9 protein-coding genes and 1 tRNA gene are annotated in these 13154 nt (G+C 63.1%); 4 read left to right on the forward strand and 6 right to left on the reverse strand.

All coding sequences use genetic code 11. From position 1 onward, the window contains the following. Positions 1 to 9: 9 nt before the first annotated feature. On the forward strand, positions 10 to 1353 hold the full coding sequence (locus tag L981_RS26570; protein WP_043623479.1) for a PLP-dependent aminotransferase family protein: 1344 nt from the start codon (positions 10 to 12) through the stop codon (positions 1351 to 1353). Between the two features lie 195 nt (positions 1354 to 1548). On the opposite strand, the gene L981_RS35850 is transcribed toward L981_RS26570, so the two are convergent. Then, complete coding sequence (locus tag L981_RS35850; RefSeq protein ID WP_256364296.1) at positions 1549 to 1680, reverse strand: hypothetical protein; 132 nt, start codon at positions 1678 to 1680, stop codon at positions 1549 to 1551. Positions 1681 to 1962: 282 nt separating this feature from the next. Between L981_RS35850 and L981_RS26575 the strand changes: the two genes are divergently transcribed. Together L981_RS26575 and L981_RS26580 are read left to right on the forward strand one after the other, a co-directional pair. Continuing rightward, positions 1963 to 3339 (forward strand): GntP family permease, encoded by a 1377-nt coding sequence (locus tag L981_RS26575; protein ID WP_043623481.1) that lies wholly within the window; start codon positions 1963 to 1965, stop codon positions 3337 to 3339. Then, positions 3336 to 3845, forward strand: coding sequence for a gluconokinase (locus L981_RS26580; RefSeq protein ID WP_043623484.1), 510 nt, complete (start codon positions 3336 to 3338; stop codon positions 3843 to 3845). Before L981_RS26575 ends, L981_RS26580 begins: the two co-directional genes overlap by 4 nt. A gap of 170 nt (positions 3846 to 4015) precedes the next feature. On the opposite strand, the gene L981_RS34730 is transcribed toward L981_RS26580, so the two are convergent. Continuing rightward, positions 4016 to 4111: transfer RNA gene (locus tag L981_RS34730), tRNA-Sec, on the reverse strand. 1604 nt (positions 4112 to 5715) lie between these two features. On the opposite strand from L981_RS34730, the gene L981_RS34735 reads away from it, so the two are divergent. Continuing rightward, a complete protein-coding gene (locus tag L981_RS34735) occupies positions 5716 to 6003 on the forward strand; it encodes a hypothetical protein (protein WP_156134244.1) in 288 nt (95 codons plus the stop codon). Here L981_RS34735 and L981_RS35685 read toward each other — a convergent pair. The 4 genes from L981_RS35685 to fdhE all read right to left on the reverse strand — a co-directional run bounded on the left by L981_RS35685 (position 5981) and on the right by fdhE (position 13115). Then, the gene (locus L981_RS35685) at positions 5981 to 7918 is read right to left on the reverse strand and encodes a M10 family metallopeptidase (RefSeq protein WP_082006165.1); all 1938 of its coding nucleotides are present in this window, start codon (positions 7916 to 7918) and stop codon (positions 5981 to 5983) included. The two genes, L981_RS34735 and L981_RS35685, sit on opposite strands and share 23 nt — an antisense overlap. Before the next feature lie 1008 nt (positions 7919 to 8926). Continuing rightward, the gene (selB, locus tag L981_RS26595) at positions 8927 to 10831 is read right to left on the reverse strand and encodes a selenocysteine-specific translation elongation factor (protein ID WP_043623488.1); all 1905 of its coding nucleotides are present in this window, start codon (positions 10829 to 10831) and stop codon (positions 8927 to 8929) included. Then, positions 10828 to 12204 carry an L-seryl-tRNA(Sec) selenium transferase gene (gene selA / locus L981_RS26600; RefSeq protein WP_043623491.1) on the reverse strand — a complete coding sequence of 459 codons (1377 nt, stop codon included), beginning with the start codon at positions 12202 to 12204 and terminating at the stop codon, positions 10828 to 10830. Before selA ends, selB begins: the two co-directional genes overlap by 4 nt. Next, positions 12204 to 13115 (reverse strand): formate dehydrogenase accessory protein FdhE, encoded by a 912-nt coding sequence (gene fdhE / locus L981_RS26605; protein ID WP_043623494.1) that lies wholly within the window; start codon positions 13113 to 13115, stop codon positions 12204 to 12206. Before fdhE ends, selA begins: the two co-directional genes overlap by 1 nt. Between the last annotated feature and the right edge of the window lie 39 nt (positions 13116 to 13154).

A 13154-nucleotide genomic window follows, 5' to 3' on the forward strand; every position in this document is an offset into this window, starting at 1 on the left:
GAGCAATAAATGTCTAACTCCGAATATATCAGGCTGGCCGACGCCATCGCCGCGGAGATCGCGAACGGCACGCTGAAACCGGGCGACCGGCTGCCGCCACAGCGCCGGTTTGCCCATGAGCACAAGATTGCCGCCTCGACGGCGAGCCGTGTCTTTTCGGAACTGCTGCGGCGTGGACTTGTCGTTGGCGAAGTCGGTCGCGGCACCTTCGTTTCGGGCGAGACCAGGCGTGGCGCGGAAGCGCTTGGCGAACCGCGTGGCATCCGGACCGATCTGGAATTCAACTATCCGATCCTGCCCGAACAGACCGCGTTGATCGCCAGGAGCCTCGCGGGCCCCGAAAGGCCCGCCGCTCTGGATGTCGCCTTGAGGCAGGTCACCAGCACCGGAACGGCCGTTGCCCGCAGCGTGGCCGCTGATTTTCTGTCGCGGGACGGATGGTGCGCAACGCCGGAGCAGCTCGTTTTTACCGGCAACGGTCGACAGGCCATTGGCGCGGCACTTGCCGCGCTCGTTCCGACCGGCGGCCGATGCGGCGTCGAGGCGCTGACCTATCCCTTCATCAAGGGCATCGCCGTCCGGTTGGGCATCACGCTGGTGCCGCTTGCGATGGACGGCGACGGTGTGCGGCCGGATGCGGTGTTAAGGGCGCATCAGGAGGCCCGGCTGTCGGCGATCTACATTCAGCCGGCGGTCCAGAACCCGCTTGGCACGACGATGTCTGCGGCGCGGCGGAGCGATCTGATCCGGGTCGTCGAGGCGCTCGACCTCCCGGTCATCGAGGATCGCGTCTACAGCTTTCTCGAGGACGACCTGCCGCTTGCGACACTCGCGCCCGAAACCTGCATCGTCATCGACAGCCTGTCCAAGCGGGTCGCGCCGGGCCTGTCGCTCGGTTTTATCGTCCCGCCCCTGCGCTTGCGGGAAAGCATGATGGCGTCGGTGCGTTCCGGCGGCTGGCCGGCCTCCGGTCTTACCTTTGCCGCGGCCCAGCGGATCATGGCGGATGGCACCGTTGCCGAACTGGTCAGGCGGAAGCGCATCGATGCGCGCGCCCGGCAGAGGCTTGCGGCCGACCGACTATCCGGCTTCGATATCCAGTCGAACGAGAACGGCTTCCACCTCTGGCTGACGCTGCCACCCCACTGGCGCTCGCAGAGTTTCGTCGTTGCCGCGGCCAGGCGCGATATCGCCTTGACGCCCTCCACCACCTTCGCGGTGATGCCCGGCCATGCGCCCAATGCGGTCAGACTGGCGCTGGCGACCCCGACGATGGACCAGCTCGACAGCGGCTTGCGCACGCTCGCGGGAATGCTGAATGCGCGGGAGGAGGATCTCTATTCCACGGAATGAGTGGTCCGCGGCGATGAAACCGGTCCGGAATGGTCGCGGCACTTGCGATTTCGGGTGGATGAGCTGGCAGACCAACGATTGATCGTGGCCATGGCAGCTGCCGCTCTGCTTGGGAGGCGTTGCCGGGATGGACTTGATCAAGCGCCCATCCCGCCGGAACACGAAAGCTGGTCTTTCGTGCGGGAAGGTTGGGCCTTATCTCGGCGCGACGATCCCGTGATAATAGTCGCCGTCGCCAGCCTCATAGTCAGCGGTGTAGCCGCCACCGCCGGTCTGGGAGCATCCGGCGAGGGCTAGAACCATTGCCAACAGGATTGTAGCGCGCATTTATTCTACCTTTCAGTTGAACTGATCACGACAGGTCTGCCATGTTGGCATACCTAACACGCCCTATGGGGTCTGATCGAGTGCGTGTGGCGAACGGTGCCTATGGCAATGCGACGCGCCTCAAACGTGTTGTGATCGCCTGTCGAAGGCGATCGCGACCGCCCGGCTACGGGCCCTTATTGATGCGGTCGTATCTCCTGTGCCCACCTCTTTCAGGTAGGTTGCTGAGAAGGGCCATAGACTATATGGCCCTTGACCTCACTTCCGGAACAAGGAGGACACATGACTTCGATCGAACCCGTCTATGGAACCGCGACGCTCCTGCTGATTGCGGCGGCAGCCGTCGGCCTGCTTCTTTTTCTTATCCTCCGGTTGCGTCTGCACGCCTTCGTCGCCCTGGTTTTGGTCAGCCTGTTGACCGCGCTGGTGACCGGCATCTCGTTCAAGGACGTGGTTCCGACGCTGTTGCAGGGGTTCGGCTCGACGCTCGCCTCGGTGGCGCTTCTCGTCGGCTTCGGCGCGATGATCGGGCGGATGCTGGAGGTTTCCGGTGGCGCACAGGTGCTCGCGGACCGGCTGATCGGCCAGTTCGGGCCTGAGCGCGCGCCTTTGGCGCTCGGCATCGCCTCGCTGCTCTTCGGCTTTCCGATCTTCTTCGACGCCGGCCTCGTGGTCATGCTGCCGATCATTTTCAGCGTCGCGAGCCGCTTCGGCGGTTCGGTGCTGCTTTATGCGCTGCCGTCGGCGGGCGCTTTCGCGGTGATGCACGCATTTCTCCCGCCCCATCCGGGCCCGGTCGCCGCCAGCGAATTGCTGGGGGCGGATATCGGCCTGCTGGTGATCGTCGGTCTCGTCGTCGCATTGCCCACGTGGTATCTCGGCAGCTACCTCTTCGGCCTCTGGGCGGGCAAGCGCTTCGAACTGCCGGTGCCAACCCTTCTCGGATCGCCGAGCGAGGCGGCGCGCGACAAGGTGCCCCCGTCTTTCGGCACCGTCATGCTGGTGCTGCTGCTGCCGCTCGTGCTGATCTTCCTGAATACCGGCCTTTCGACACTGGCCGCCGCGAAGATGATCGACGGTGGCGCATTGTGGGTCAGCATCCTGCGCATGGCCGGGCAGACGCCCGTCGCCCTGCTGATCACCGTGCTTGTCGGCATGTGGGTCCTCAGCGGCGAGCGCACGCTCAAGGACATGGAAAAGCTGATGGACGGGGCGCTGGGCCCGATCTGCGGCATCATTCTCGTCACCGGAGCCGGCGGCATGTTCGGTGGCGTTCTGCGCGCAAGCGGCATCGGGCAGGCGCTCGCCGGCAGCCTCGAGGCGATCGGCATGCCGCTGATCGTCGCCGCCTTCCTCATTTCCACGGCCCTGCGCGTGGCGCAGGGGTCGGCGACCGTCGCTTTGACGACGACGGCCGGGCTGCTCGCTCCGACGGTCGCCGCGACGACGGGGCTCAGCCCCTTCGACCTGTGCTTCCTCGTGATCGCCATTGCCTGCGGCGCGACGGTGTTGAGCCACGTGAACGATTCCGGCTTCTGGCTCGTCGGCCGCTTCCTTCAAATGGATGAACGGACGACGCTCAAGACCTGGACGGTGATGGAAACCTTGCTCGGGGTGATCGGCTTCGGCTTCGCGCTTGTGGGATGGTGGCTGCTATGAGCGAAGATCTGCAGCATATCGTGGTGATGGGCGTGTCCGGCAGCGGCAAGACCACTGTCGGCGAGGCTCTGGCCGCAAGGCTCGGGTGGCGCTTCGTCGAGGGCGACAGCTTTCATCCGCCGGAGAACGTCGCCAAGATGTCCTCGGGCATTCCGCTCGATGACAATGATCGCGAACCCTGGCTGCGGGCGCTGGCGGCTGAAATCGCCAAGGACGAGGCGGCCGGCCGCCCCTCGGTGGTCGGGTGCTCGGCCCTGAAGCGGTCCTATCGCGACATCCTGCGCACGGGCGCGCCGCGCGTCCGCTTCGTGCATGTGCACGGCGACCGCGCTGTGCTGGCCGATCGGCTCTCCCATCGGGCGGGACATTTCTTCCCGGCTTCCCTGCTCGACACCCAGCTAGCAACCCTCGAGCTGCTCGGTGCGGATGAGGATGGCGTCGTCGTCGACGTGGCGCTCCCAACAGTTGAGCAGGTCGATCTCGCCATGCAGGGGTTGGGCAACTAGCCCAGCCCCGCTTGCGCTTTTCGCGTCGGCAGGCGATCGTTGCGTAGCCGGCATCGGCGAGCGGCTTTTGCAGCTGCGCGGCCGGAACGAGCCACGCAATCGCGTATCGAAGGCGAAGCTATCCCTGAACGTCCGCGCATCCCGGAGCCTAGGCTCGAACCCGCGCGTGCTGGCGGAGGGGAGTGGGGGTCGAACCCACCCGGGACAGGCTCGCTGCCCCAACCGGATTTGAAGTCCGGCCGTCCCACCGGAGACGATTCCCTTCCAGGCATTGATTTCATTATCATTTCTGAAGAAGTGACAATGTTCGGATCAGAGGTTTTCTACCGAATTGCTACCCTTCGCTTTCGCTAGTATCATCTACCGCTCGGCGGATCAGCTCGTCAATCTGCGCGGCGGCATTTGCCTGCATTCTCGAACGAGTGCGCGGTCGCCTACCGCGTCAGGAAATACCGCGAGGCGTACCCGGAAAGGGAGTGCGATTGCTGCGGCACGATCTTCCGCCCCAGCAAGCCTTGGGTTCGCCGATGCTCGCGCCGCTGCACTGAGATGGTGAACAACCGGCTCAAGTCCGAGCGCACCGAGATATTAGACGGGTGGTTCAAGAAAGCCGCCGCCGATGGTCCGGCTGGCCGAGGTGTCGCGCAGGATGAAGCGGTCCCCAATGGTTCGGGAAGCCGATTGAGGCGATGCAGTCGTTCCTCCATTCCCTATCGGGCACGACCAAGGCTGACTAGTTCGCGAGAGAGGATGCGGCATGGCGCGAGGTGGCAAATCTTCTGACTTAGCCAGCAGCTCCGGGCGGGAGATGTTTCCTCGTCGCACTTCAGGCTGCCGCGCAGATGCCGAGACCGAAATACGTCGGTGGCCTCGGATCGGGTAGGCCTGGTCGGGCCTGGCGGTCTCGCGCCGGTACTCGCACGCACAGCTGCTGATGAGCAAAGATGAAACCTACTCCAACGGCGATAGCGGCAATCAGGCGGCGTGTCTGGGCTGCCCAACTGACAGCGAACCAAAAACCGGCCAGGTAGGCCATCGCCGATGTGAAGCCGCCGATAAAAAAGTCCTCGCGAATTGGGATTTGTAGAACAGTTCCATACGCTCAATCTGTCCTGAACCTTGACGTCATTCCCACCCAGCGAGGTTGAGCGCTCGGGTGCGGATTATCGGATCAATCTCAGGTCGTGACGACGCGATTCTTCGGAGCTGCCTTCCGGGTCATCGCTTTCTGCCGAGTATAGCGACGGGCGGGCCGAGCCGGCCAATCAGATTCCGACCAAGCCGGATGGCATCCATACGCACGCTGTAACGGCGGTTACTACCGGGGGGCAGTGCGCACGATAACGGCCAGGCATCCCTGGCAGTCAGTTTCTACCTAAGGCTTTAGGAAATGTATGTGCGAAATTGAGCGCCCGTGTCGAATCGAGCAGATTGGTCTGCCTTTGAAATCGCCGAGCGCGATCACCGCTCAGCAGGTTCGCGATGCCTCGAAGTGCAAAGTGAACGAGGGCATATTCAAGTCACAAAGCCGCCGATGACCGTCAGCGCTGCTATGGGCCAAGCCGGCTGCGCTGCGAGCCATTCAAGGATTCTGCCAACGGGAGCTTTGCTCGGCAGGAAGTTCACGCTTCTGATCAAGTTTGTGCAGGAAGTCCTCAGTCAGAGGCTTTCTGGTTAGACAGAATAGCCCTGCAATCAGCACGACAACACCCAAGGCATCCATTTGATTTCTCCCTTTTAGATGCTTCGCATGACCACTTCGGCTGCGACGGAGGCGAGCATGGCGGCTAGCGCCACGGCTGTTCAAATCGTGCGATCTTCTCGTGACCCTGTTCGGCATGCGCATCGGAGGCGTCACGGGGATCTGACGGTGGTCAAGAAGATCCTTCAGCGGGTCGAGGGCGGGCAGTTTCGCAATCAGCCGATCGACCGGAGATCTGCGGCTTCAGAGGATCTCGATTATCGCACTTTTCTCGATCCGCCCAAGATCCTCAATCGCTGCATCCTGCTCGTCATTGCCGCCGATCACATGTTTGTCGTGCCCCACGGCGCTGATGACGTACGACGTGAGTTTCGTCGAAGGCATCAGGCCGATTGTGTTGGTGACTATTGGGAAGAGCGGGTGACCTTGGGGGTTACCCAAACACTCCGTCGTTGAGATAGCTGCGCCCCTCGTGGATACCATAGTTCAAGAAATGTTCGAGGGGGTTCACGCCGGCGGCAGCTACGTCTGGGTTAAGTTCGAGATATCCAGTGGTGTCGAAAATCTTCGACGGATCACGCCCTTCATGCCAGCCGTAGTTCTTATAGTGTTCGAGAGGGTTCATGCCAGCTGCAGCAACATCGCGATAGGTCGCCAGGTAGTCTGACGTATCAAAGAAGGCATTTGGATCACGTCCCTCACGCCATCCGAACTGCGCGAAATGATCCTCTGGATCGTAGTTGCTGTTTGCTACATCCTTGTAGTTCTTGAAATAGAACATGTCATCGACGAGCGCAGTACCGGCATCAATCTTCCGACTTTCGTAAACCCCATACGTGAGATAGTGCGCGAGCGGGTTCACCCCGGCAGCCGCAACGTCCGGGTTGAACCGCAGGTAGTCCGTGGTGTCGAAGAGGCTCGACGGGTCTCGCCCTTCCTTCCAGCCATACAGTGCATAGTGCTCGAGCGGATTCATGCCGGCCGCGGCAACGTCCCTGTATGTATCTAGGTAGGCCGACGTGTCGAAGAAGCCGTTGGGATCGCGGCCTTCCTTCCACCCGTACATGGCGAAATGTTGCTCGGCCTCCATCCCCGCGTAGTAGACATCGTTGTTTTCAGCGAAGTAGAATACGTCGTCGACGAGCATATTGTCGTCGGACTGGGCGATCGGGCGACCCCAGAACTGTATTTGCTCGATTGAGATCAGGCGGTCCGATGAACCGCCATGTTCAATCACCATGGCGCCATCGTGATAACCGACTCTCACCCCCGTGAAACTGAAGTTGAAATAGGCCGTGTCCCATCCTGCCTGGCCATTCAATGTGTCCGAACCGTCTTCTCCGGCCAGAAAGTCATCGCCGAACCCGCCAACAAGAACGTTGTCCTTGACGTTGCCGAAAATGTAGTCGTTGCCGGATCCGCCGACAGCGTTTTCGATGAGCGACCGAGTATCGCCTTCGAAGAGCAGGGCATTCGCAATGTTGCCGACCGCTGTTTTCAACCCGTCAAAATGAAGCTTTGCCAGTTGCGATTCGGATGTCTTGTTCCACTCGCCAGGTCGCAAATCGACTTTCACCCCATTGGTGTAATTCGAGAAGTCATAGGTATCGGTACCGCCGCCATCCCAAATGGTCAGAAAAATGCGGTTGGCCTCGGGAGTGCCTTGGCCAACACCGTTGATGAACATCTCGCCGGTTGTCGGGCTCCAGGAATAGACCGTGTTGCCGCTCTGCGTGCCGTAGTTCGCACCATACATCCGCTGCAGCGCAGCGATGTCGTACATCATCAAAGACTGGGCATACCCAGCGTCCTCGTTTGTGTATCCATCAATTGGCGACGCGCCAGAATACGAACTGTAGCTCATCACCGTGTATTCCATGGAAGCGCGGTCTATCGGCATAACCGCGCCCTCGTGCGCGTGATCAAGGCCGAGGGAATGGCCAATCTCGTGCAGGAATGTCACGTACGCATAATTGCCCTTTTTGGGAAATGTGTAGTCGCCGGACCAGGTGCCGAACCACGCATCGCCGCCTTCGGGCAGGGCGTTTGGATAATATGCCCAAGCCGTGTCGGGAAGGCTGGATTGTGCAAGCCGAAGATCGGCGGTTTGGGTTGCGCTCTCAGTAATCTCGGTGAACGTTAGGTTTGCAATCGCTGATATTTGCTCGAAAGCAGCGCGCGCCGCGCTTTGTTGCCACCAATTAAGGGTGGCGAAACCATTCACCGGCTCGCCACTTCCATAATTCAACCCATAAAACGCAGCGCTTGTCGGAAAGCTGAACGTGAAATTCTGGATCGCCCATTTCCAATCACCCGTAATACCGCCCACATACGGGTCGAAGGAGAAGGCATTTGGGATCACTGCTGGCATGGTTTTCTCGTCGGTGCTGGCTCAAAAGAGCAGATTTGGATTTGCGTGTGCCTATGGACACGCACAACCTCGCATTTGCAAGTGAATTTTGCGTCAAGCACTACCGCTTCGATATTTCTATCCACCTATCCGCTCAACAAACTCGCAACGAGTAGGATGTGAGGCCGCAAGGAGACGGTCGAGCGCCGCGGCTCCTTCCCGTCCACATCGATATGTAGTTCAGTCATCGTCCTGAATCTCAGGGCGCCCGACAATTGGACTCTCATCCGGGGTCGGCAAAACACTGCATCCCACCGGACAATCGTCGCAATCCACTTTCTCTGCCTCACCGCCTCAGCTTTCCGATCTTGATTACGTTACCGCTCATGCTGCCGCATTTTCTGCAACGTATCCGCAGCGCCGGCGCCATGATTGCGGCTTCCCGAAACGCCTTGCCACGTTTTAAGCATTGCCAGATTGCCCCTCACGGTCCGCACATGAACCAAGGGGCCGGCGGCCGACTTCTTCGTCCCGCCTTGCTCCGCGCAGATCGATTGAGATGGCCGGCTTCACGCTTCGCTCAATATTCACGCATGGGAAGGTGCTGTTCGCAGGTGCTCGCCAGTCCGTGGTCCGAGAGGCCATGTCGCCCGTCAGCTTTTGCATTGGCGCGGACCAAACAAGCTCGTGCAGTTCTTCGCGAGTGATAATACGTTTCCGCTGCTCCACTTAGGATAAAACTCCAACTATCCGTCAGCGGAAAGCTACAGGAGCAAAGATGGACAGATAAATGGCCTCCACCCCTTCGCCCGTCCGACGGAATCGGAGGGGCTCGCTCTGTGCATGACACGAACAACTCTGCTACCACTTTGTTGCCCACTTCGGTAGTGCCGCACAAAATGAGGCATTACAACCTAATATTCAGTCGACGGAAACGCACCACATTCACCTTGAAGATAACGCAAGACGATGGGGCGACTGTCTACAGAATTTGAAGTCCGGCCGTCCCACCGGAGACGATTCCCTTCCTCAGTGCGCAAACAGGTCGCGGCGATGGGGATTTATGCGACGCAAGTCTCCCCTGCGCAAGGTCAGGCCCAGCCGGTCGTAGAAATCGAGGATCTCGATGGCGACCTTGCGGCCGTTGTGCACCCGGTCGCGGAAGGCGGGGGCGGTGAACCAGCCGTCGTCCGCCTGCGCCGCCACCTCGAGTACGATGGCTGCCATCTCCTCCACGACGGCGCGGGCGAAGAAATGGTCATGCGCGATCTCGTGGGTCTGCCCGAGCCTCTGGGCGAGCTTCAGCACGCGCCGTATGTCGCGCTCGTCCGCACTGAGAAGGGCTGTGAAGTCGCGCACGCGCGGCGGCCGGAAGCGGTTGTCGTCGACGAGATGCGGATGGATCCGCTGCCACAGGTCTTCGTCGGCCGGCGACAGCCGGACCGCGTGGCTTGGCAGCCGCAGGAAGGCGCCGTCGAGCACGATGCGACCGGCAGCCGCTTCGTCCCTGAGGAACGCGAGGAAGCTTGCCGTCGGCAGGCGTGGTTTGAGCAGGAGCCGCAGCCGCTCGCGGCCGATGCCGGCAAGCTCGGGGTTTTCAGCGTGGAAGGCTGCGAGTGTGTCCGTCAGGCTCGCCCGCAGGCCGTCAATCGCTGCGGACGATAGCGCATGGTCGCCTATGGTTTTTGCTCCGGCGGCAAGCAGAAGCCTGGGAAGCGCGTCGTCGCCCAGGCCACGGTCGCGTAGGAATGCCGCAAGCGCGATCGGTGCGAGATCGGACAGGGCCGACAGAGCCGCCGCCGGGTCCGCGTTGCCGGAGGCGGCAAGGAAGGCCAGGCGCTCCGGCGTGCCGCGCTTTCGCGCCGGCGGGTGCAGATCGAGAAAGCGGCCGCCGCCGATCGTCCGGCTGGCCGAGGTGTCGCGCACGATGAAGCGGTCGCCGATGGTCGCGGCGATCGGACGGTCGAGGACCAGTTGCACCAGGCCCTCCATCCCGGGATCGAGAGGACCCGCAAGAGGCACGATCCGCGCGCCGACTTCCGTCGCGTGGCTGTGCAGGCGTACCGGAAACCAGGTGCCGATCGGCTTGGCCTCCGAGGCAAGCACGCGGACCTCCGCGTCGATCCGGTCCGTCGGGGCGTGCAGCGCCGGAGCGAGGATGACGTCGCCACGCCGGATCGCGTCCTTCGTCACCCGTTCGCCGGCAAGGTTCAGCGCGCAGCGTTGGCCGGCAAGCCCCTCCGATGCTTTCCGGTTCTGTGCGTGGATGCCGCGGATGCGGGCGGTCAGGCCGGACGGGCTGACGATGACGGTGTCGTCGAGCGTTGCACGCCCGCCAAGCACCATGCCGGTCACCACGGTACCGGCGCCTGAGAGCGTGAAACTGCGGTCGACGGCAAAGCGCAGCAGGCCGGCATCGCTCCGCGCGGCGGTCTCCGCTTCGGCGGCGGCGAGCCCTGCGCGCAGGGTTTCGATGCCTTCGCCGGTGAGCGCGGAGACGGCAAGGATCGGCGCCTTCGCGAGACCTGTGCCGGCAAGTGCGGCCTGGATCTCCGCGGTCACTTCCGCGCGCCGCTCCGGCCCGGCGAGATCGGCCTTGGTGAGCGCGACGATGCCTCTGGTGATACCGAGCAGGTCGAGGATGGCGAGATGTTCACGGGTCTGCGGCATGACGCCGTCGTCGGCTGCGACCACCAGCAGCGCGAAGTCGATGCCGCCGGCGCCGGCAAGCATCGTATGGATCAGCCGCTCGTGACCGGGCACATCGACGAAGCCGGTAACCGTGCCGCCCCCGAGGTCAGCATAGGCAAAACCGAGGTCGATGGTGATGCCGCGGGCCTTTTCCTCGGCAAGGCGATCTGCATCCGTGCCGGTCAGAGCCTTCACCAGCGCCGTCTTGCCGTGGTCGATATGCCCTGCCGTTCCGACGATCATAGCGCCGCCAGGGCCTCGATGAGCGCCGCATCCACCTCGAGGCAGCGCAGGTCGAGGATCAGCGCGCCGTCGCGGATGTGACCGACGACAGGGATCGGCAGGGCGCGAAGCCGTGCGGACAGCCGTTCCGGCGCGTCGCCGCCGCTGCCTGTCAGCCGCAGTCCGGCGCTCGGGATCGTATCGACCGGCAGCGCGCCGGAACCGACCTGGCTCTGGCAGGCGCAGGTTGCTGCAGAATAGCCGTGCGGCTTGAGCAGCGCATCGATGGCCGGAGCAAGACGCGCCGCCTGTGCGGCAATGTCGGCTTCCGGCCGGGAGAGGAAGCGCAGCGTCGGCAGCCGCGCCTTTAGCCGGTCGGGATCGCGATAGAGCTTCAGCGTCGCTTCGAGTGCGGCGATGCGGATCTTGTCGAGACGAACGGCGCGTTTCAGCGGATTGCGATTGATCGCGGCAATCAGATCGCGCCGGCCGACAATGAGGCCTGCCTGCGGCCCTCCGAGCAGCTTGTCGCCCGAAAACGTGACTAGATCGGTACCTTCGGCGACCGCTTCCGCCACCGTCGGCTCGCGCCGCAATCCGAAGGTGGAGAGATCGACGAGCGAGCCGGAGCCGAGATCGTTCAGAAGCGGCACGCCGGCCTTGCGGGCAATCTCGGCCAGTTTTGGCGCCGGCACCTCGGCGGTAAAACCCTCGATCCGGTAGTTGGACGTGTGGACCTTGAGGATGACGCCGGTCTCGGGGCGGATGGCCCCTTCATAGTCGCGTGGATGGGTGCGGTTGGTGGTACCGACCTCCACCAGTTTCGCGCCGGCGCGGGCCATGATGTCGGGCATGCGGAAGGCGCCGCCGATCTCGATCAACTCGCCGCGCGACACGATCGCCTCGCGGCCGTCGGCGAGCGTATTGAGCGCGATCAGCACGGCTGCGGCATTGTTGTTGACGATGGTGGCGTCTTCGGCGCCGGTGAGTTCGCGGAGCAGGCCGCGCAGATGGTCGTCGCGCTGGCCGCGCCCGCCGCCGTCGAGATCGAACTCTAGCGCCAGCGGGTTGGCCATCGCGGCGGTCGCGGCGCGTACGGCTTCCTCGGCCAGAATGGCGCGGCCGAGATTGGTGTGCAGCACCGTGCCCGTGAGGTTGATGAGCGGGCGAAGGGCGGAGCGGGCGGCGATCGCCAACTCCTCGGCGACGCGGCGCGGCAGGTCGGCCGCAAGCGCTGCCCCATCCTCGCCCGCACGGATTTTCTCCCGCGCGATCTCGAGCCGGGCGCGGACGGCGGTGACGACGGCAAGGCGGCCATGTTCTTCCGCCAGCGCCAGTCCCTCTGGCGAGGTCAGCATCTGGTCGACCGAGGGAAGCACGCGAAAATCCGGCATCAATACCCCGCGAGATAGGGGTTGAAGCCGCGGCGGCGAAAGGCGGTCTCCTTCATCAGGATGTCGAGACCGAGGCTGCCGACATCGTCGGCGATCGGCTCCAGGCTCGGGTTTTTCACCTGGTAGAAGATCTTCACCCAGGAATGGCATTCCCGGCAGGTCTCGGCCTTCACCGTCGCCTCCGAGGTCTCAACCGAACGATAGCTGATGCCCTTGGTCGAGCCGCAACAGAGGCACTTCACCCGCACCTCGTTCCATTGCGTGGCGCAGCAGGCGCAGGCGGCGTAGCGCACGTTCTCGACGCCCTGCGTACCCACGACCGACGACGTCGCCGGCCGGCCGCCGCAGGCGGGACAGACGCCGAGGCCGACAGGGACGAGCGTTTCCGGATCGAGCGTCGCGGCGAGCCGCGCCATGTGCACCTGCACCGCGGCTGCGACGAAGAGGTGGGGAGCGGCACTGTCGTCCGGAACCTGATCCGACAGAATGTTGGTAAGCAACCAGCGTCGGTCACTATCCTCGGCAGCGCGCACCGCATCGAGCGCCAGGCGCGCGGAGTCGGGCATGGAAATCTCGACGGCACCTTCGAGAAGCGCATCGAGCGTCGCCGAAAGGTCGGGGTCATCGACAAGCGCCAGTCGGTCGATCGGCGGCATTTCAGTGCGCGCAGCCTCGGCGACGCGCGCCGATGTCGGCGCCGTCACGGGCGGAAGGGTTACTGCCAAGCGAGCCTGGAGTTTGGAGAGCGCCGCAAGAAAGGTGAGGTAGGGCGCAAGCGCGTTGCTTTCGGCGAGGAACGCGAAGCGGCGCGCGCGTGTCTGGAACAGTTTGACCGGCTCGGGCAGGAAGGCCAGCGGCGGTGTCGGCACGCCGCCGATGAGGGAAGGATCGGGTTGTATGTCTTCAGCCATCGCATCTCCGGTGATCCGACGGAGACGCCGGATCATGCA

This window comes from Ensifer sp. ZNC0028, assembly GCF_000799055.1.
In the GTDB taxonomy this organism is placed as follows: Bacteria; Pseudomonadota; Alphaproteobacteria; order Rhizobiales; family Rhizobiaceae; genus Ensifer.

Excerpts from the sequence above, each read along its gene's own strand:
- L981_RS26575 (WP_043623481.1), top strand. The coding sequence starts at position 1,963 with ATGACTTCGATCGAACCCGTCTATGGAACCGCGACGCTCCTGCTGATT.
- selB (WP_043623488.1), bottom strand. The coding sequence starts at position 10,831 with ATGATCGTCGGAACGGCAGGGCATATCGACCACGGCAAGACGGCGCTG.
- L981_RS35850 (WP_256364296.1), bottom strand. The coding sequence starts at position 1,680 with ATGCGCGCTACAATCCTGTTGGCAATGGTTCTAGCCCTCGCCGGATGC.
- selA (WP_043623491.1), bottom strand. The coding sequence starts at position 12,204 with ATGCCGGATTTTCGCGTGCTTCCCTCGGTCGACCAGATGCTGACCTCG.
- L981_RS26580 (WP_043623484.1), top strand. The coding sequence starts at position 3,336 with ATGAGCGAAGATCTGCAGCATATCGTGGTGATGGGCGTGTCCGGCAGC.
- L981_RS35685 (WP_082006165.1), bottom strand. The coding sequence starts at position 7,918 with ATGCCAGCAGTGATCCCAAATGCCTTCTCCTTCGACCCGTATGTGGGC.
- L981_RS26570 (WP_043623479.1), top strand. The coding sequence starts at position 10 with ATGTCTAACTCCGAATATATCAGGCTGGCCGACGCCATCGCCGCGGAG.
- fdhE (WP_043623494.1), bottom strand. The coding sequence starts at position 13,115 with ATGGCTGAAGACATACAACCCGATCCTTCCCTCATCGGCGGCGTGCCG.